General features: G+C 59.0%; 15 protein-coding genes. 1 reads left to right on the plus strand and 14 read right to left on the minus strand.

Annotated features, from left to right (window positions below; translation table 11 throughout):
• Nucleotides 1-377 precede the first annotated feature (377 nt).
• Entirely contained in the window at nt 378-2,678 is a 2,301-nt protein-coding gene (locus RBT76_00235) for a C25 family cysteine peptidase (GenBank protein ID MDX9856198.1), read from the plus strand.
• Here the strand turns inward: RBT76_00235 and RBT76_00240 are convergent.
• From RBT76_00240 to metG, 14 genes are all read right to left on the minus strand, one after another.
• On the minus strand, nt 2,644-3,549 hold the full coding sequence (locus RBT76_00240) for a glycosyltransferase family 2 protein (protein ID MDX9856199.1): 906 nt from the start codon (nt 3,547-3,549) through the stop codon (nt 2,644-2,646). The two genes, RBT76_00235 and RBT76_00240, sit on opposite strands and share 35 nt — an antisense overlap.
• Nucleotides 3,546-4,787 (minus strand): hypothetical protein, encoded by a 1,242-nt coding sequence (locus RBT76_00245; GenBank protein MDX9856200.1) that lies wholly within the window; start codon nt 4,785-4,787, stop codon nt 3,546-3,548. The genes RBT76_00240 and RBT76_00245 overlap by 4 nt, the downstream gene beginning before the upstream one ends.
• Complete coding sequence (locus RBT76_00250; GenBank protein ID MDX9856201.1) at nt 4,784-5,860, minus strand: glycosyltransferase; 1,077 nt, start codon at nt 5,858-5,860, stop codon at nt 4,784-4,786. The genes RBT76_00245 and RBT76_00250 overlap by 4 nt, the downstream gene beginning before the upstream one ends.
• Nucleotides 5,857-6,783, minus strand: a complete 927-nt coding sequence (locus RBT76_00255; protein ID MDX9856202.1) for a GNAT family N-acetyltransferase — start codon at nt 6,781-6,783, stop codon at nt 5,857-5,859. Before RBT76_00255 ends, RBT76_00250 begins: the two co-directional genes overlap by 4 nt.
• Nucleotides 6,780-8,966: a hypothetical protein gene (locus RBT76_00260; GenBank protein MDX9856203.1), complete on the minus strand. Its 2,187-nt coding sequence runs from the start codon at nt 8,964-8,966 to the stop codon at nt 6,780-6,782. The genes RBT76_00255 and RBT76_00260 overlap by 4 nt, the downstream gene beginning before the upstream one ends.
• Complete coding sequence (gene lnt / locus RBT76_00265; GenBank protein MDX9856204.1) at nt 8,933-10,516, minus strand: apolipoprotein N-acyltransferase; 1,584 nt, start codon at nt 10,514-10,516, stop codon at nt 8,933-8,935. The genes RBT76_00260 and lnt overlap by 34 nt, the downstream gene beginning before the upstream one ends.
• Before the next feature lie 7 nt (nt 10,517-10,523).
• Nucleotides 10,524-12,059 (minus strand): 2,3-bisphosphoglycerate-independent phosphoglycerate mutase, encoded by a 1,536-nt coding sequence (gene gpmI / locus RBT76_00270; protein MDX9856205.1) that lies wholly within the window; start codon nt 12,057-12,059, stop codon nt 10,524-10,526.
• A gap of 1 nt (nt 12,060) precedes the next feature.
• Nucleotides 12,061-13,113 carry a phosphoribosylformylglycinamidine cyclo-ligase gene (gene purM / locus RBT76_00275; GenBank protein ID MDX9856206.1) on the minus strand — a complete coding sequence of 351 codons (1,053 nt, stop codon included), beginning with the start codon at nt 13,111-13,113 and terminating at the stop codon, nt 12,061-12,063.
• A 77-nt stretch (nt 13,114-13,190) separates the two neighbouring features.
• Nucleotides 13,191-13,589, minus strand: a complete 399-nt coding sequence (locus RBT76_00280) for a hypothetical protein (GenBank protein ID MDX9856207.1) — start codon at nt 13,587-13,589, stop codon at nt 13,191-13,193.
• 82 nt (nt 13,590-13,671) lie between these two features.
• Complete coding sequence (locus tag RBT76_00285) at nt 13,672-14,640, minus strand: RluA family pseudouridine synthase (GenBank protein MDX9856208.1); 969 nt, start codon at nt 14,638-14,640, stop codon at nt 13,672-13,674.
• A gap of 32 nt (nt 14,641-14,672) precedes the next feature.
• Nucleotides 14,673-15,407 (minus strand): pyridoxine 5'-phosphate synthase, encoded by a 735-nt coding sequence (locus tag RBT76_00290; GenBank protein MDX9856209.1) that lies wholly within the window; start codon nt 15,405-15,407, stop codon nt 14,673-14,675.
• Between the two features lie 49 nt (nt 15,408-15,456).
• Nucleotides 15,457-16,293 carry a 16S rRNA (adenine(1518)-N(6)/adenine(1519)-N(6))-dimethyltransferase RsmA gene (gene rsmA / locus RBT76_00295; protein MDX9856210.1) on the minus strand — a complete coding sequence of 279 codons (837 nt, stop codon included), beginning with the start codon at nt 16,291-16,293 and terminating at the stop codon, nt 15,457-15,459.
• Nucleotides 16,251-17,027, minus strand: coding sequence for a TatD family hydrolase (locus RBT76_00300; protein MDX9856211.1), 777 nt, complete (start codon nt 17,025-17,027; stop codon nt 16,251-16,253). Before RBT76_00300 ends, rsmA begins: the two co-directional genes overlap by 43 nt.
• A complete protein-coding gene (gene metG / locus RBT76_00305) occupies nt 17,027-18,952 on the minus strand; it encodes a methionine--tRNA ligase (protein ID MDX9856212.1) in 1,926 nt (641 codons plus the stop codon). Before metG ends, RBT76_00300 begins: the two co-directional genes overlap by 1 nt.
• Nucleotides 18,953-18,957 lie beyond the last annotated feature (5 nt).

The following is an 18,957-nucleotide window of genomic DNA, read 5'->3' on the forward strand; positions in this document are numbered from 1 at the left end:
TTATTATCACTTTTCTCCCACCACAAGTCAAGGAAATAATCGGACGAAAAGCCAGTTTTTCTTTGATCTAAGCTGCTCGCAGTCAAGGTGTAATGGTGATCAAAAACGATCGCGTCATATCCGGCCACGGCTCAGCGACGTCTGCAGAATGTGGATAACTTCCGGATACGTGGTGGGACCGCCAACAGTCTGTCGGCTTCTCCCCATAACCCCAGCGCCCCCACCTGCAGAATGACTACCAAAGCGAGGGTAATAACGGCAATCCCCCCTTTTGCAAGGGCTTAGCAGACGATCCGGGTCCGGCCCGCAGGGCGTTATCGGCAATCCGCTTGCCGTAGTGGACGGTGGTTTCAGCCTGAAACAAGGGAAGAGCGAACATGAAGAGGCTAGTGGTTTTTCTGCAGATAATCATGGCGATGACGAATACTCTCGCGCTGGCGGACGACAAGCGAGCGACAATCGAGTTCTCGCCTTTGGAAGCGGTAGTAGATCCGGGCAACCGAATGATCTCTTATCCCGGCATGGAAAGCATAAAGGTGGGAGGTTTTACCCTCCCGGTTTTGCGCACGTCAATCAGCCTTGAGCCGGGCGAACACGCCGCCGATTTTGCCTTCCAGGTGCTCGCGAAGACAGAGGTCGGTCAGGTCAGCGCAATTGCTCCAACCGATCTTCCCACGTCGGAATCGCCCGAACGAATCGAGTCGATTCTCGGAGCAACGGCTTCTGGCTTTCCCGGCACAAAGCATGTCGATGTCCTTGGCGTCTACACTAGGGCCGGCCAGCGCTATCTCGAGTTGGTGTTTTACCCTGCAATCGTGGCAGGCAACGGAGTAGTTGCCGTGGCGGAGCAGATAGAATTGTCGGTTGGCGGTCGGAGTATCGGCCGTGCCGATATGATAAGTCAAGGCAGCCTCCCTACCGAGTGTACGTACGACCGTCCGGACCGGGCAGCGGCCGCCGAGTTTGGTCCGAAGTATCTGATTGTCGGCGCGCAGGGTTTTTTGCCGGTGCTGAGCCGACTCGCGGAATACCGTCGCGCGTGCGGGTATCAGGCGGAACTTGTATCGATCGAGACCATACTCGCCGGCTACTCCGGTCGTGACGCCGCCGAACAACTTCGAGAGTACCTGAAGGATTATCATAGCGGCGGCGGGCTGTATGTGCTTTTGGCGGGCGACGAATCCCTGCTGCCGGTGCGCTATGCGTACTACTACAACGCTTACGCTCCGGTCGAGCTTGATGTGCTGCAGATTTGCGACTTGTACTTCGCCGACGTGACCGGTCAGTGGGATGTCGATAACGACGGCGTCTGGGGGGAACGCACGCATGACGAGGCTGACCTCGTGCCGGAGTTGCTGGTGGGGCGGCTTCCGTGCAGCGACAGCCTCGAATTCGAGCGTTATATCGACAACCTGATAGCCTATGAAACCAATGCGGGCGGCAGCGATCGTTCCTGGCTCACGCGATCCTTCTTCTACAGCTCCGATGAGATGCGTGATTATGAAACCGCTGGACAGCATGAGTACATTGCACGGGCGTATCCCTCGACTTTCGGTATCGACACCACGCTGGCCATCGAGCAATCAAGCGGCGCGGACCTGTCGCCGCAGAATCTCGACGGCGCCCAGTTGCCGTCGGCGATGGCCGACGGCTACGGAATAGTGAACGTCATCGCACACGGACGCGCCGACGGGTATGTGCTTCGCTCGGCGGGGTACAACAACTGGCCGAAGGTATACATGCTCACCGCCGGGCAATCGGGCGGACACGGGTGTTTCGATTCGACCCTGGAAACCGGAAGGCCGGGGTTCTGGTATTCACTGGCCTGCGACAACGGTGGATTCGACGAGGACCAGGCGCCTTTTGCAGGGGGGCGGTCGATGGTGCAGCATTTGATCGGCGCGGCTGATGGCGCGGTCGGCATGGTAGCGTACAGCCGCTGGGGCTGGGTCGGCTCAAGCCACCTGCTGCAGAAGGCGTTTTTCGATTCGCTGTTCGCCCGGCCCGACCGACCGGCTGTCGAGGCTATGTACGCCTCGAAGCAGGCTCTCCCCTACTACCGCGATCTCGTGCTCGGGCAGAATTATTTCGGCGACCCCGCGCTGCGTGTCTACACCGCGATACCGACGGACCTGATTGTCGCCTGCGAACGGACCGACGAGCATTTGACCGTGCGCGTTACGGCCAGCGGCGCTGCGGTGGATAACGCATTGATAACGATTGTGGACCATGTCGGCGGGATCGTGCGGCAGACTGTTACCGGCGCCGATGGTCGAGCCGATTTCGAGGGCCTGCCCGGTAATGCGGTATTCACCGCAGGAGTCGTGAAGCCGGGCCACACCGTATCCGTTTCCGAACTCGCACCATCGATTGTCACCGATGTCGGTGACGACGAGAACGTGACGGTGCCGAACGTCTTTCATCTGCAACAGAACTATCCGAATCCATTCAACCCCTCGACCAGGATCGGCTTTTCACTCCCTGAGAGAGCGCATGTCACCCTGCGAGTGTTCAACCTGCTCGGGCAGGAGGTACAGACGCTTGTCGAAGCGGATTTCGCAGCGGGGACCCACGAAACGGTCTGGCAGGCCGACAGCCGTCTGGCGAGCGGGGTTTATTTTTATCGGCTCGACGCAGGGCCGTTCAGCGCCGTGAAAAAGATGATATTGCTGCAGTGAGCTTGCGACGCGTCTGGTTAACCGCAATCGATATGGGAATGGAGATCATCAGCAGCGCGCCGCAGAGCCACAACAGCGGCAGTTCGATCGGCCGCGCGTACTTTCGCATATAGCGATACATCGACGTGTGCGAAATGATCCGGATCCGTACCGGCATGGTCGATGTAGACGCTCCGACATAGTGCTCCACCACCGCGTCAGGATAATACAACCGCTTGTAACCCGCGTCGGCGAGTCGCCGGCAAAAGTCCACATCGTTGAACAATATCGGGAAGCGTTCGTCCATCATGCCGATATCGTCGACGACGCGTCTGGGTATGAGCATAACCGCTCCCATGGGTTGATCGACAAACGCCTCCGTCTCGTGGTCGAAGAATCCCATGCGCCACGAACCGAATGTGGGATGATCCGGGAAAACTCGGTCGAGAAACAGCGCCCGGTAGAGCACATGACGGTAGGTGGGAAACGATCGTACGGAGCGCTGCGTACCGCCGCCGAAGTATATGAACTTCGGGCCGATCATACCGATTGTATCGTCCTGTCTGATCCGTTCGAGCAGCCTTGCGGTAGCGCCGTGACCAAAACGAAGATCCTGATTGAGAATATAGTAGTACTCACCTTTTCCGCGCTCGAAGCCCTGATTTACGGCCCGGGCAAATCCGAGGTTCGACGCATTGCGGATGAGCGTCACCCGGGGGTAGGTCCGCTCGACGAATTCCGGCGATCCGTCGCGGGAGCCATTGTCCACGACAATGATTTCATGGGTCAGCCCGCGAAGTTCCTCAGACAGCGTGCGAAGACAGTCGGGAAGGAATGTCATCCCGTTGTACGAAATGATGACGGCGGATATTTCGGGGCGATCGGAACTCATGTGAGCGCATCCAGTAGTTTCGCGAACGAGCAGGCCATGGCGTCCGAAGAATACGGCAAGGCATAGTCAGGAAGTCGTGTGATTGCCAGTTCTCCGCGGATTGCGCGCTCGATGGTGTCTGTGAGATAGCCGGCTGCACGATCACGATCGCGCTCCGTGAAACAGAACCCGGCGCCGGTCAGACGAATGAACCGGCAGATCTCGCTGTCGGCAGAGGCCGAGGCCAGCACCGGCCGTCCTGAGGCCGCCATATCAAACATGCGCTGCGGAAGGATACCCTGTTCCCGCTCGGCGGTCAAACCCAGATAGAAGAGGTGGCACTGCGAGAATATCTCAATGGTGCGGTCGCGCTTCTGCAGGCCGTGGATCTCTACTCGGGTGCGAAGGCCGTGCGATTCAAACATCGCCCCCAACCACTGCGGTTCGACCAGGCCGACCTGCACAAATCGAATACGATCGTACAAATCGGGGCGACGCTGCTTCACGGCTTCAACAACCGCGAGCAGCGGTTCGACCACCCGCTCTTCGTTGAACGTGCCGGGAATGCCGATGACAAACGATGTACTGTCGGCCGGTGGTTTCCACTGCTCAGCTCGGTCGATATCGAAGCCGTTGGTGATGACCTCTCCCTGCCCGAGATAATCAGTAATCGCAGGATTGACGGCAGTGATCCGAGAACAGGTCCGGACTATACTCTCTTTAAGCTCGTGAGCCCTGCCCTTGTTGCGCGCATCGGCGTAGCTTTCGTCGATTTTGTACATCGTCCAGAAATCACGGAAATCGGCGATCCATGGGAGGCTGTGCTGTTTCGCGAGCTCCATGGCAACCAGATGAGACGATATGGGCGGCGATGTTGAGATGATTGCGTTGTATTTCCGTCGCCGCATGAGGCGCGTGCCCAGTCGTACGGCGGGACGCACCCAGCCCACTTTAGAGTCGGGAAAGAACCTGTCCGAAACCGGCCGTCCCCGCCTTATAGTCGAGTGTTTGAGCGTACGAATGCCCAAAAGGCAGAGCATGCGTTGAGGATCATAGGAACCGGAGCGAAAGATGCCGTCGGTTCGCACGCCGTGGAGCAGTTCAGGCTCGTAGGCGCGGTACGCAACGGATCTGACGGTTAAGATGTCACAGTCCCAGCCATGCCCCGGCAGATACTTATAGAGATTCAGCGGTCGGCCCACTCCGCCAAGACCGAGCGGCGGGAAGTAATAGCATACCACCATGACCCGCCGGCTCATCTCCGCCTCCGGGTTACCAGATCGTTCATGATCCGGATCATCTCGGCCACATTGTTTTCGAACACCGCCTCGCGTTTGACGCGTTCGAAGTTGGCAGATCGCCAGGCGGTTTTGGGGTCGTTGTCGCGAATGAACCAGTCGACAATATTGCGAAGGGCCTTTTCGTTATAGAGCTCGTAGAGGTATCCGTTCTCGTTTGACAGCCACTCGCGTACGCCGGGGATGTCGGCGGCAATCGGCAGCAGACCGAGACCCATGGCTTCGATCATCGAGGCGGGGGATGAATCCGACAGGGCGCTGGAGAGATAGACGTCGTGCCCGGCCATAAAACGCATAAACTGATCGCGCGGCATGCGTTCGTAGATTTTCAGGCGATCGCCGATCATGGAACGGGCGTGGAGACGGAAGTGTCCGGAGAGTGAACCGGCCGCCGGGAATGTCATTTCAATGAGGCCCTCGGCAGCGAGCGGGGCGAGCGCCCGCACGAGAAACAAATTATTGTATACCTTCTCGTGAGGGCGGGGCACGATGATACGAAGAGGTCTACTCAGATCGTACGTCGGTTTGTGCCATTCCAGAAATCCGGATTCAATGCCCCAGGGGATCAGCCGAGTGGCGGGCAGCGCAGCCAGTCGTGCGGCCGCATCGAGCAGGTATTGCGAATCACCTGCGACGAGGTCACTTTTCGCGAGCGCAAAGGCAGTCTTTCGGCGATGGAACACGGATTTTTGCGGGACAAGCAGGACATCAGATCCCCAGAGATTGGTGATGACCGGGGCCCATCGACGCACATTGCCGATCGCGGCCAGAAACCCGTAGCCGGAGGCAAAGTGCGGATTGACAATATCGGGCCTGACTCGTTCCATGAGCGCGCGAAGCTCAGTGGCCGCCATCACGTAATGCAGTTGACGCACCGGCCCCCGGGATTTCAGGGTATAGTGATGCATGGCACCGGGCTCAAGCGAAGCGACAAACACGCGGCAGCCCTGACGTCGGAGTTCCGCCACATACCGCTCGGTATGGAACGACCGGCTGTCCGCGAGCACCATGATATGCAGACGGGCATCGCTCATCGCAGTCTCCCCAACAGCGACTTGTAGACATAGCACGGGTAGCGGTACGTTATGCCCCCCCATTTGCGCTTGAACGATTCGAGGCCTTCCGCCTCGGAGGGTGACTGGCCGAGATTCAGCCGTACCACGCCGCACGATCGCAGCTTCGCAATGGCGTCGGACATCAATGCCTGGTTAGGCTTCATCGAAGAGAGCTCCTTGTCCAGGCATGATTGCCAGTACAGCGCGCTGGAGCCGTCGCGAAAATAGATGTGCGACGCGGCGAGGCGGTCGTTATCCCGGACCACGGTCCACAGCACGCGCTCGTCGCGCCCGGCAAGCGAAGCCAGGCGAGCGTAGAAATCGTCGGAGTAACGCGCCGGCGAATCGTGCCGCTGCTCCGTGGCGCGGGTCAGCGAAATAAACGAGTCAAGGTCACGCGACATCACGAACGGCTGAGGCTGGACCCCCTCGCGGGCCGCTTTGCGAATCTCCGATCGGAGTTTGCTGTCGGGCGGCGCCCAGCCGGGTGCGCCGATGTCGACCACGGTCGTCTCACGAACCTGTGTCTCGAATCCCTCGGGCACAGTGACGTGGGTGTCGTAATCGGTGATGAATATTCTGGTATATCCGGATGACCTGAGCGTGTCGAATAGCGTCTGGGCGATAAGCGAGTGATTGCCGGCAACCTGAGCGGACATGACGATCCTGCCCGGCAGTCCGTCGGGCATGCACTGCAGCCGCGTCAGGGGCGAACTGCCGAATTCGACGGCGGTCAACATCGCAACACAGTCGCCACCCGCTTCAACGATCCAGCAGATGGGCCGCCCACCCATCGCCCGCCACACGTCGGCGAAATCCGGCGAGCTGAACAGGGATGCGGCGGTCAATTGCGCGATACTGTCCGCGGACAGCTCTTCTACAGCAAGTCGGAAGACATTCATTGGCGGACCAAAAGGACCTTGCCCCGTCCCACGTTGCCCTCGTCGTCGGCGATGATGTACAAGTAAACGCCCGACGCGACATCAACACCGCCGTCGTTGCGCCCGTCCCATCCCTCATTGACGCGAACGGTGCGCACGAGATCGCCGGCGACCGTATAGATGCGCACGTCTCCGGGGCGGTTGAAGTTAAAACGAAGGAGGTCGTCGGAGGAGGCAATAACAAACGGGTTTGGAAATGCGATGACCTCGTCGATGTTTTCGGTGGGCGGTCCGAAGATCGACGGATACCGGGAGAGTCCGAAGTTCGTCGCAATGTACAAGTCACCGGTGACGGGGTCGATAGACATACCCCTGATCTCGTTGTCCACCAGCCCCGAATTTGATGACGTGAAGACCGTGAACGAACGGTCAGTGACGTCGTACAGCGCCAAACCGTTGCGAGCGCCGATCCACGCGTTACCGCGACCATCGATGGCCAGCGACGTGATGTCGGGACCAATTCCCGATGGGAGCGGGATGGTCTCGAACAATTCGAGACCGAGTTCGATATTGAATCGGGAGAGGCCGAAATTCGTCCCCACCCAGAGCGCACCGTCGGGCGCATAGCGCACGATTCGAACCACATCGGACGCCAGCCGGTTGTCATCTTCGGTGAAGTGCTCGCAGTTCACACCCGATACGAACGGACGGCACACGAAGACGCCGTTGTTGTCCGTACCGATCGCCAATTCACCGTTTTGATAAGCCAGCGAGATGATGGTGTTGTCGGTCAGCCCTTGTGCCTGACCGATTGAATCCCAAGCCGACCGTGTGTCGAGGCTGTCCAAACGGCAATACACGACCGGATAACCGGCAACGGGATTGAGCGCCGACAGGAATATATGTCGATCGCTGACGGCGACTCCCGACAGAACCACATCGCCGTTGCCGTCGATATGCAGCGGCGTGTTGGTTTGGTCGTATCGGATCGCGGTATCGCCGACGACACGATACACGCCCTCGCCAAACGTGCCGGCCCATATCCCTCCCGCCAAATCGGCCCGGATTTTCGTCGTTCGGAGGCCCACGTTGAAGGTGGTTGGAGCCCATTCATCATTGAGCAACCGGGCCATGGCTTTCCGGTCAAACAGGGCCGCCACTACTCCATCAGGGGTGACCGTGACATCAGCTACCACGTTTTCCGGCATTCCGACATACTGGTAGGCGGTATATGCGCCACCGGCATTGTGATACAGGCCACCGGCATCCAGCGCCACCCACCGAAAATCACCGGTATTGAATCCCGTTCGCGGACGGCTCGTGAACGACCCTGGAAGCAACGTCACACCTCCATCGTCAACGACCACAAGGCCGCGCGACGAATAAACGAACAGACTGTCGTTGTTCTCGATCAAATCGGTCACCTCGACGGCGCCAATGACCGGAATGGGCCCAAACACAACGGACCCGCCCGATGTATCCATCACGAACAGGCCGCCGAGTCCTCCGACGTACAACTGGTTCTCGAATATTGCGACTCGGTTGATGCGGTTATTGCCGAGCGCCGGATGCGTGACGGTGTTGTAGACGGTCCAGTTGGCCGGGGAAACCAACTGCGACGGGTTGGAGCGATTGGCAACGGCAACGCCCGCAGCTGTCGCGAGCCAGATAGAGTCACCGTCGAGCGCGATATCGTATACCGCCGGAAACTGGTTGACCGATGTAATGCGAAAACGATTCTGGTACTGCCCGCCGTCGTTTTCCTTCGAGAACAATATCAATCCACTGTCACTGCCGATCCAGAGATTGCTGCCGTCGTCTTCGACCGTCAAGAGACGAAGGTCACCGTAGATCGGCCCGGTTGGGAATTGCCGGGGATTCGGACCGTCGAACCGCACCAGCCGTCCCCTGCCGGTCACCCACTTCTGGTCCGTTGCATCGACGACAATGTCCGTTACATCGTTGGTCCCGAGTCCGTCGATGTTCACATAGGTCTGTCCCTGCTCGTCCCGGTCAGTTATAGCCAGGATGCCGCCCGAAGTGGCGACAAACAGCGTATCGTCAATCAGGCGCATCCTGCGCACATCGGTAAACGATGTGTACGTCTGCCAGTCGGCTGCATGGGCCGTTACGGCAAGAACCGCCAGTGCCGCCGCTACAATTCGGCGCGTCAGCCGCGGCCGATGATTTTTCGTCCAATCCATTGTGCCGCCAATATACCGAGAATTGATACCAGCATCAAGAATGACGCCCGGCCCGCAATGTCACCGTACCTCGTAAAGACGGACGAACCGGTCGATAAGTTCAGCGATGCGCTCAGGGCCGCCACCGCTTCCCGGGGGAGTTCTGAGCGAACGCGACCGTAATCGTCTACGACAAACGTAAGGCCGCTGTTCGCCGCGCGCGCCATCCATATGCGGTTCTCCACCGCCCTGGTTATGAAAATGCGCGCGTGCATATAGATACCTACCGATCCGCCGAACCACGTATCGTTCGTAATTCCCACCAGGAACCGGGCTCCGCCGTTCACCATCCGTCGTGCATATTCAGGAAAGGCGCACTCAAAGCATATGAGGACTCCGTAGTTGACATTGGACACCGTAAACAACCCGGCTGAGTCGCCGGGATAGAAGTCCGACCACCACTGCACCTCGTATGTCTTGATAAACGTCAAATACTCGGAGAGCACCTTTTCTCGAAGAAACGGCAGGTAGTCCTGGTACGGTGACTGCTCGGAGAACGGGACCAGTTTCACTTTGTCGTACTGACGAACCACCAGCCCGGTGGTATCAAACTGGAACGCGGAGTTGAAATGGCGCTGTTCGCTGCCGACCACCCTCGCACCGAGCGCCCCGACCAGGTGCGGTGCGCCCGAACGGCGGGCGATATCGCCGAGACGCGCGCGGCAATATGGTTCATGCGTCACGTAGCAGGGGGCAGACGTCTCCGGCCAGATGAAGAGATTCACCGCTGAGTCTTTGACGGATCGGGCCAGGGAATCATAAATGATGTAATTCTGCTCGCGCAGGTCCCTCGCCCATTTGACGTCAAGCGGCACCGAGCCCTGCAGAAGCGCCACCGGATATTTCCCCGGCACCGGAATGGCGGGCATCACCACCCATCCGTACGCCGCAAGCAGGGCGACAGTCGCCAGCGACGCAAATACGGATGTCAGTCGTCGCTCGGCAGACAAGTCGCGTCGAAACGCCTGGGCGAGCAGAACATTGACAGCCACGATCAAAAGCGTGAGACCATGTACTGAAATGATTGATACAACCTGCAGAATAACGAGGAAATACGCCTGCGTGTAGCCGAGGTCGGACCACGGAAACGCAAATTCGCTCAGAGTGCGGAAGTATTCGATTCCGGTCCACAAAAACGGCAGGGCGACGAATCCGACGAGCGGGCGCATTCGGTACAGACGGTTGAAGAGCGCGAGCACCGCCGTATAGTAGAAGGCGACAATTACGACTGCCGCCAGCATGCCCGGCGGCGTGACAAGCCCTACCCAATACAGCGAAAAGAGATTAAAGAAGAAGCTGAAGAAGTATGCCGACGTAATGACGGCTCTCCCCTCGAGGCGGGCGATAAGAATAATCGGTCGGACCAGCGAGATCCAGGCCAGAAACCCGAACCACCCAGGATAAAACGACAGTGAGAGCAGGAAAGCCCATACGATCAGTTCCAGCCGGCGCATGCGCACGGCAACGTCGGCTGGCAGGAAGAACCGACCGATCGTTTTGACGATGCCCACCAGATGCCTAACCCCGCCTGATCAGCGACTTTCCGGTCATTTCGTCAGGGATGGGGAGGTTCAAGATGTCGAGCACCGTGGGAGCGATATCGGCGAGAATTCCGCCGTCGCGAAGCGAAAACCGGCCAAGCCGGCGGGCCGGGTCGTAGACGACACACGGAACCAGATTAGTCGTATGAGCCGTCCACGGACCGCCGTTGTCCGGGTCAATCATCAGTTCCGCATTGCCGTGATCGGCGGTAACGATTGCGACGCCGCCCTGATCTTTCACGGCATCGAGCAGCCGACCCAATCCCCTATCGACCGCCTCGCATGCGGCTTTCGCCGCGCCAAAATCACCCGTGTGGCCGACCATGTCGCAGTTGGCGTAGTTCAGCACTACGAAACCGTACTTGCCGGAACGAATCTGTTCGACCGTGTTATCGGTGACCTCGACCGACGACATTTCGGGTTTGAGGTCGTAGGTCGCGACTTTCGGCGACGGTACCAGATACCGGTCCTCGCCCTCGAATTGCTTCTCGAATCCGCCGTTGAAGAAGAACGTAACGTGCGCGTATTTCTCTGTTTCGGCGGTGCGCAACTGCCGGATTCCGGCGCGGGCGATCACCTCTCCAAGGATGTTGGTCAGTTTGACCTTGTCGAACGCCACCTCGACCCCGGTCAATTTGACGTCGTAGTTGGTCATCGTGGCAATACCGACGGAAGGTGTGGTCGGAGGCGTGTAACCGTCGATATGATGCCGGGCAAGAATGTACGCCATCTGGCGCATGCGATCGGCGCGGAAATTGAACATGATGAACACGTCGCCGTCGCGCACGAGTCCGCGATCGCCGTTGTCGATGACGACCGGCACAATGAACTCGTCGGTCACATCGTTCTCGTACGACGCCTCGATGGCCGCCACCGGATCATTCCACACTTCCCCCTGCCCGCCCACAATCGTATGAAAGTGCTTTTCAGTACGCTCCCACCGCCGATCGCGGTCCATTCCGTAATACCGTCCGCCGACTGTGGCGACCTTCCCGATACCGACTTCATTGAATCGGGAAAGCACCTGCCGCATATAGCCGGCGCCGGAAGTGGGCGACGTATCCCGGCCGTCCATCAGCGCGTGTAGAAACAGTCTGGAAACGTTTTTCTGCTTCGCCAGTTCGGCGAGCGCATACAGATGATCGAGCGAGGAATGAACTTTGCCGTCGGACACCAGGCCATACAGGTGCACCGCCGCACCGGTGCGGGCGGCCATCTCCATGCCGCCGGCAAGGGCCGGGTTGGTGAAAAAGTCACCATCCTCAATGGCCTTGTCTATTCTCGTGATATCCTGATACACAACCCGGCCGGCCCCAAGATTGAGGTGACCAACTTCGCTGTTTCCCATCTGACCGTGGGGCAGCCCGACTGCCCGGCCGGAACCGTCAATCTTCGTAAACGGCCACTCGGCGATCAGCCTGTTGAAGTTCGGTTTGTTGGCGGCGGCGATGGCGTTGTCCGGAGCGCTCTCACGCAGACCGAAGCCATCCATCACGCACAGAAGTACCGTCATGTTAGTCTTTCAGTCTCACCACCGAACTGCCGGGAACGACACGGCCGATCCGGTAAGACGACTCTCCTCTTTCCTTCAGTCGCGCACACACTTTGTCGGCATCGTTTTCGTCTACCACGAGCACGTAGCCGATCCCCATGTTGAAGGCATGATACATATCGTCGGGGTCGACATCACCCGCCTCCTGTAACCACTGAAAGATCGGAAGGACCGGCCAGGTTCCCTTCGTGATTTCAGCATCGAGCGATGCGGGCAGTATTCTGTTCAGGTTGCCGGGCAGTCCGCCGCCGGTTATGTGGGCCATGCCGTGAATGTCGAACTCATCGAGCAGCGGGTGAATAATCGGCGCGTAACACCGGTGTACGGCCATAAGTGCATCATCGACGGTCGTGCCGAGCGCATCGACCATTTGACCGACTTTCAAGGCGGCGATCTCAAAGGCAACCTTGCGGGCCAGGGTATAGCCGTTGGTGTGCAATCCGTTCGAGGGCAGGCCGATGCAGACATCCCCCTCGTGTATGGTCGAGCCGTTGATCACGCGATGTTCATCGACCAGACCGACGATGAATCCGGCCAAATCATACTCCCCCGTGGCGTAGAAGTCCGGCATCTCGGCGGTCTCTCCGCCCAGCAGGGCCATCCCGGCATTGGCGCAGCCACGTGCGAGCCCCTGGACGATATCCGCTATAATGTCGGGATGGAGTTTGCCGGTGGCGATATAATCCAGGAAGAACAAGGCCCGGGCGCCGTGAACGAGAATGTCGTTGACGCAGTGATTAACGAGGTCTTCGCCCACGGTCGTATGGCGGCCCGTCATAAAAGCAAGTTTCAGCTTGGTGCCGACACCGTCGGCCGACGAAATCAGCACCGGAGAATTGAAGCCTGACAACTGGGGGCGGAAAAAGCCCCCGAAAGAGCCAATCTGCGACAGGACCGACGAATTAAACGTGGCGCGGGCCAGTTCCTTGATGCGGCGCACGGCCTGCTCGCCCGCCTTGATGTCGACGCCCGCCTGGGCGTAGCTCAGTTTTTTACCGGATGAATGTGACGACATGACCCGAATGTATCGGGTCACAAGCGTGAAGTCAACAACCGCGCGGCTCTGCTTTCGACAGAACGCGGCGGCGGCGGCTAATCGGCGGCCGGCACGTCAACAACGACTTCGGGCTGCCAGCTTTCGTTTATCCAGAGTCCGACTACCCGGATGCCGAGTTTCCAGGATAGAATAGTCTCCACCGACTTGCGAATCATCGAGCGGTGGCTGTCGTCGCTGACTGCATTGCTGGGGCAGTCGTAGTGCCCCACAATCACTGCCTGCCGGGAGCCGTGCCGATCAATCGATGTCTTCAGGCGACCTTTGATCTTGTCGTCCTGCCAGATCAGCTTTTCGGTCAGCATCAGGTCAACGCCCGGCTCTGTGATGAAATCGACGAAATCGACGCCGAAATGCTCTTTTGCCCACAACTGAACGGGCTCGATAACGCGGCCGTCCATGCAGGTAATCGCAGTGGCAAACGTTCCTTCGGGCATAGTTGATCTCCCAACGCTGGGGGTTATCGTAATCGATCGAATCAGGCAGTTCCCGGACTAACCGCTGCCGGAAAGATACGGTTCATCGCCCCTTGCGGTCAAGCAGATCACAGACGGCCTGGAAATCCGCCGGCAGCGGGGCGGATAATTCTAAAGGCTGGCCGGTTATGGGATGATCGAACGCCAATTCGGCAGCGTGTAACGCCTGGCGGCTAATCAGCCCGAGGAGTTCAACCGCCAGCGGACGCTCGGGTGCAAACATGCCGGCCAGCTGTCTCGTCCGCCCGCCATATTCCGGATCGCCGAACACCGGGTGCCCGAAATGGGCACAATGCACGCGAATCTGATGCGTCCGCCCGGTCATGAGGGTCAGCCGAAGCAGATCGTACGAGCGATACCGGTCGATTACATCATATCTCGTCTGGGCTGACCGCCCGGTCTGTTCGTTGACTGCCATTTTGGTGCGGTCCCGGGTCGACCGACCGATAGGCAAATCGAACACCCCAGATTCGTCGCGAAAGTGCCCAAAGACGAGGGCCAGATAGCGGCGTTGAAGCGCGCGCGTTTGAATCGCCCGCTGCAGGGCGGCGTACACGTCATCTCGCCTCGCCACCACCAGCAGTCCGGACGTGTTTTTGTCCAGCCGGTGGACTATTCCCGGTCTGTCCGACCCGGCGGCACCGGACAGTCTTCTATAACGATGGACCAAGGCGTTGACGAGAGTGCCGGTTTGGTTTCCGACGGCCGGGTGGGTGACAAGCCCTGCCGGTTTGTTGACAACCGCCAGGTACTCATCCTCATACACGATGTCCAGCGGTATCGCTTCGGCCGCCAGTTCAGACGGTGATGGGGCGGGCACGGAGATCTCGATGCGCTCCCCGCCGGCAACCTGGAATCGGGCCACGACGGCCCGTCCGTCCACGAGCACCAGTTGTTGTTTGATGAGTTTCTGAATCGCGGTACGTGACAGCGATATCGAGTCCGACTCCGCCAGATACCGGTCGATACGAACCGGGGACGGCAGGATGCCGACAGTTAGGACAATATTCAAGTCGGTCTCGGCGGGAGCGTTCATTCGCGAGCCTAGTGCTGGGCGGAACCACCCGCACGAATGATCTCCAGCAGGTCGGTAACCGCCTGGGTATATCCAACCAAGAGGGCGCGCGAGGCGATCGCGTGCCCCACGACATATTCTCCGATATTGCCCAGTTCGAGCAGTGACTCGATGTTCTTGTAACTGAGGCCGCCGCCGGCGCGGACGGAAAGGCCCGCCTTGACCGCGGATTGCGCGGCCCGGTCGATTCTATCCAGCGCTTCCTGCGCCTGATCGATCGTGCGTGAATCAGAATACTCCCGGCAGTTGATCAGCACGGCGGCCGCCCCGGCCTTGGAAGCTCCTTTGACACTGTCGGGTTCGGGTTCGATGAGAAAGCAGGTGCTAATCCCGGCGCCCCGGAACCGGGCGGTGATTTCGCCCAAATCGACCGGCGCCGCGGAGAAGTCCACCCCGGATACGGGAGTGTCGCTATCGGCGTGATCAGATACAAACGTAACCATGGCGGGCCGCACTTCAAGCGCCTTTTCCAGCAGCGTATCAACCGGGGGCAGCTCCAGAGCCATCCGCGTGCGGATGAGTTCTTTGAGGATATACATGTCGCGTTCGCGCAGATACTTGCGATCGCGCCGTAGCTGCATGGCGATCCCATCTGCCCCGGCCAACTCGGACAGCACCACCACCTGCGCGGGATCAGGGTCTTTCAACCCGCGAATCTTCCTAAGGACCGCAACCGGGTCCACCCGGACTGTCAACGTTGCCACGTGAGTTCCTATCGAATAGTTGTCGCAACTAATTGTCGCGTATAACCTGTTATACGATCTTACGCGCCCTGAGATACGCCGTCAACTTCAAAAACTGTTCGATCGTAACCTGCTCCGCCCGTACGTCGATCCCCAATCCGCAGTTTGCCAACGCATCCCGGGCGCCGTCCGCGGCCATGTGCAGCTCTTTCGTCAGATTATTGGTCATCAGTTTGCGTCGCTGGGCAAACCCCGACCGGACGACTCTCTGGAGCGCAGGCATATCATCGACCCGCGTACCGGTTGTCGGCTGTAGAGAAATCACCGATGAAACTACCGCAGGCGGTGGTTCAAACGCCGTCGGCGGGACGTCGAAAGCCAATTCGACCTGGAAACACAGTTGTGTGAATATCGAAATCGGTGACCATGCCCGGGAGTCTGGCGCGGCGGCAAGACGTTCGGCAAGCTCGCGCTGCACCATGAAAACGGCCCGTGAAATCGACCCATGCCATGTCACGCACCACTCCATAACCGGTGTGGTCAGATTGTATGGAAGATTGCCGACAAGGACGAACCGGTCGAATGAGGGGCGCCACTTGAGGAAGTCCAAGTTAATGATCGTGACGTTTTCGGAGTCTCCGAACCTATGCTCCAGCGCGGGGATCAGGTCGCGATCAAACTCGATTGCCGTTACCTGAATGTCTCGGGAAGCCAGCGCGGCGGTGAGGACGCCCTGTCCGGGGCCGATCTCCACAACCGTCTCCCCCGGCTGCGGTGCGATCGTCTCGACAACCCGAGCGATGACGGCGTCGGAGGTCAGGAAATGCTGACCGAGACGCTTTTTGGTGTGGTATCCACCCACGATCAGTCCCCGAACGTCTCCACCAAACGATACAGCTTCCGACACGTCCGATCGGTCATCGCTTCCACTTCATCGAAAGAAACCCCCTTCAGTTCCGCCAGTTTTCGACACGTCAGCGCAACATAGGCGGGGAAATTGGTTTTCCCGCGATTCGGAACAGGGGTAAGAAACGGCGCGTCGGTCTCGACAATGATCTTGTCCAACGGCGTTGCTGCAGCGGTTGCGGCCATCGACGCGTTCGGATAGGTAATGACACCGCCGACTGAAATCACAAAACCGATCTCGATCACTCGCTCCGCATCGTCGGCGTCACCCGGAAAACAGTGAAAAACGCCGCCAGGGAGGCGATCGGCGTATCGGCGGACAACCTCAAGCGTCGCATCGAACGATTCACGCGTGTGGATGACAATCGGCATGGCGAGATCGGCGGCCAGTTCCAGCTGTTCCTCGAACACCCGCCGTTGGACGGGTTTGGGTGAGAGATTGCGGTAGAAATCGAGCCCGATTTCGCCGATCGCACGGACCTTGGCATGCGCCGCGAGTGAACGCAAAGTATTCAGATAGTCGCGGGGCGCCCGGGCGGCGTCGTGCGGATGAATGCCGACAGTCGCATAACAGGAGTCGTATCGCTCGGCGAGGTCGATACATTTTTGCGAAGACTCAATATCGATGCCGATGTTGACAATCGTGTGCACACCCGCATCGGCAGCCTCGCGAACGACACGGTCGCGGCAGCCGTCAAACGCATCAAAGTACAAATGGCAATGGGAGTCGATCATTACGACACGCCGGAGCCGGGCGGCAGGTCCCCGTCGGGGGTCACGATATACAAGGCGTCCCTGGATTTCGCGGCCAGCAGCATGCCTCGCGATTCGATCCCCCGGATCCTGGCCGGTTTGAGATTCGCGACAACGACAATGCGCCGACCGATCATTTGTTCGGGGCTGTAGTGCTGGGCGATCCCGGCGACGATCTGGCGCCGCTCGTCACCGAGATCGATCTGCAGTTTCAGCAGCTTATCGGCATTTTCAACTCGTTCCGCGGCGATCACCTGTGCGACCTTCAACTGCACGCGGCCGAATTCGCTGATATCCAGCAGATTGTCTTCGTCGAGCTGAGGGGCCGTCTCGGCGGCCGAAGTGGCGGCGGCAGCCGCGTTCGCGTCGATCCTGGGAAACAACGGCTGCTCGAGCCTGATCGCCGAACCGGGTACCAGAGAATAAAAAGTCATGGCATCATTGATCGACAGCGTCGCTGCGTCGAGACCGAGCACCTTCCGGAGTTCCGTCATCTTCACCGGCATCACCGGCCACAGGACGATCGAAATGATCCGCAACGATTCGCAACAGGCATACAGAACGCCATGCAGGGCGGCGGTATCGCCTGATTTGGCGAGTTTCCATGGCGCCGTGTCATTGAAGAACTTGTTGGTCGCCCGGCACAGCGAAATACCTTCGGCAATCGCCGCATGCAGACGGAAGTGCTTGATATGCGCATACGCCGTGGTCGCCGTCTGCTCGGCGATCTTCAACAATTCATCCAATCCGTCGACCGACCTGTCCGGCCTGGGGAGGCGAGAAGAGCAATGCGTGTCGATGAGCTTGACGACGCGCGACACCAGGTTGCCGAGATCGTTCGCGAGATCGCTGTTGTACTGCGTGATGAATCGACTGGCCTGAATGTCCCCGTCCACGCCGAACGGGTACTGCGTGAGCAGCAGGTATCGCGACGCATCGGCGCCGAACTGAGCGACCATGTCGTTCGGATCGATTTGATTGCCGATCGACTTCGACATCTTTTCGCCGTCGACCGTGAAGAAACCGTGCAGGAAAAGCGTGTCAGGAAGTTTCTCTCCCGCCGCGAGAAGCATTGCGGGCCAGTACAGGCAATGGAACTTCAGAATCTCTTTAGCCATCAGGTGGACGATTTCCGCGCCGGTCCACCACGTGTCGAACATGACGCGGTCGTCGCCGTATCCGATCGCGGAAATGTAGTTTGACAGCGCGTCGACCCACACATACGCCACCTGGCTCTCGTCGAATGTCAGCGGGATGCCCCAGGTCACGCGCTCACGAGACAGGGAAAAATCGCCCAGATCCTGTTCAATCAGGCCCAGCACCTCCCGGCGTCGTTCGTCCGGCAGAATTGCGAGTTCGCCTGACTCGATTTTCTCTTTGATGATCGGCAGGAACGAGGTGAGCCGGAAAAAATAGTTCTTCTCGCGCACCGTCTCAGGCGGTCTGCGATGGTACGGACAAAGACCGTCCACGAGCTCCTTCTCCGTCAGGAATTTCTCACATCCGGTGCAATAAAGTCCCTCGTAGTACCCGGAGTAGACCACATCCTGACCGTCGGCGGTTTTAGCCGTGCGCAGTACATCGAGCAGCTTCCGGACCGCTGCGACATGTCGGGGGGCGGTGGTGCGGATAAAATCATCGTTCTCGATACCGAGCCGCTTCCATGCGTCGGCAAACAGCCCTGCGATTCGGTCGCAGAACTCCTGCTCGGTAAGACCGGCCGCAGCAGCCGCCTCGGCAACCTTGGTCCCGTGCTCGTCGGTTCCCGTCAGAAAGTAGGTTTTTCGTCCCGCCATACGATGCCACCGCGTGATGACGTCGGCGGCGATGGTCGTGTAGGCATGGCCGATATGCGGCTTGGCGTTTACGTAGTAAATCGGCGTCGTTATGTAAATTGGTCGCTGCACCTGGC

This window comes from Candidatus Zixiibacteriota bacterium (genome assembly GCA_034003725.1).
Taxonomy (GTDB): domain Bacteria; phylum Zixibacteria; class MSB-5A5; order GN15; family FEB-12; genus WJMS01.

Bases quoted from the DNA above. Each gene is read 5' to 3' on its own strand.
- RBT76_00235 (MDX9856198.1), top strand. From the start codon at position 378: ATGAAGAGGCTAGTGGTTTTTCTGCAGATAATCATGGCGATGACGAAT.
- RBT76_00240 (MDX9856199.1), bottom strand. From the start codon at position 3,549: ATGAGTTCCGATCGCCCCGAAATATCCGCCGTCATCATTTCGTACAAC.
- RBT76_00245 (MDX9856200.1), bottom strand. From the start codon at position 4,787: ATGAGCCGGCGGGTCATGGTGGTATGCTATTACTTCCCGCCGCTCGGT.
- RBT76_00250 (MDX9856201.1), bottom strand. From the start codon at position 5,860: ATGAGCGATGCCCGTCTGCATATCATGGTGCTCGCGGACAGCCGGTCG.
- RBT76_00255 (MDX9856202.1), bottom strand. From the start codon at position 6,783: ATGAATGTCTTCCGACTTGCTGTAGAAGAGCTGTCCGCGGACAGTATC.
- RBT76_00260 (MDX9856203.1), bottom strand. From the start codon at position 8,966: ATGGATTGGACGAAAAATCATCGGCCGCGGCTGACGCGCCGAATTGTA.
- gpmI (MDX9856205.1), bottom strand. From the start codon at position 12,059: ATGACGGTACTTCTGTGCGTGATGGATGGCTTCGGTCTGCGTGAGAGC.
- purM (MDX9856206.1), bottom strand. From the start codon at position 13,113: ATGTCGTCACATTCATCCGGTAAAAAACTGAGCTACGCCCAGGCGGGC.
- RBT76_00280 (MDX9856207.1), bottom strand. From the start codon at position 13,589: ATGCCCGAAGGAACGTTTGCCACTGCGATTACCTGCATGGACGGCCGC.
- RBT76_00300 (MDX9856211.1), bottom strand. From the start codon at position 17,027: ATGATCGACTCCCATTGCCATTTGTACTTTGATGCGTTTGACGGCTGC.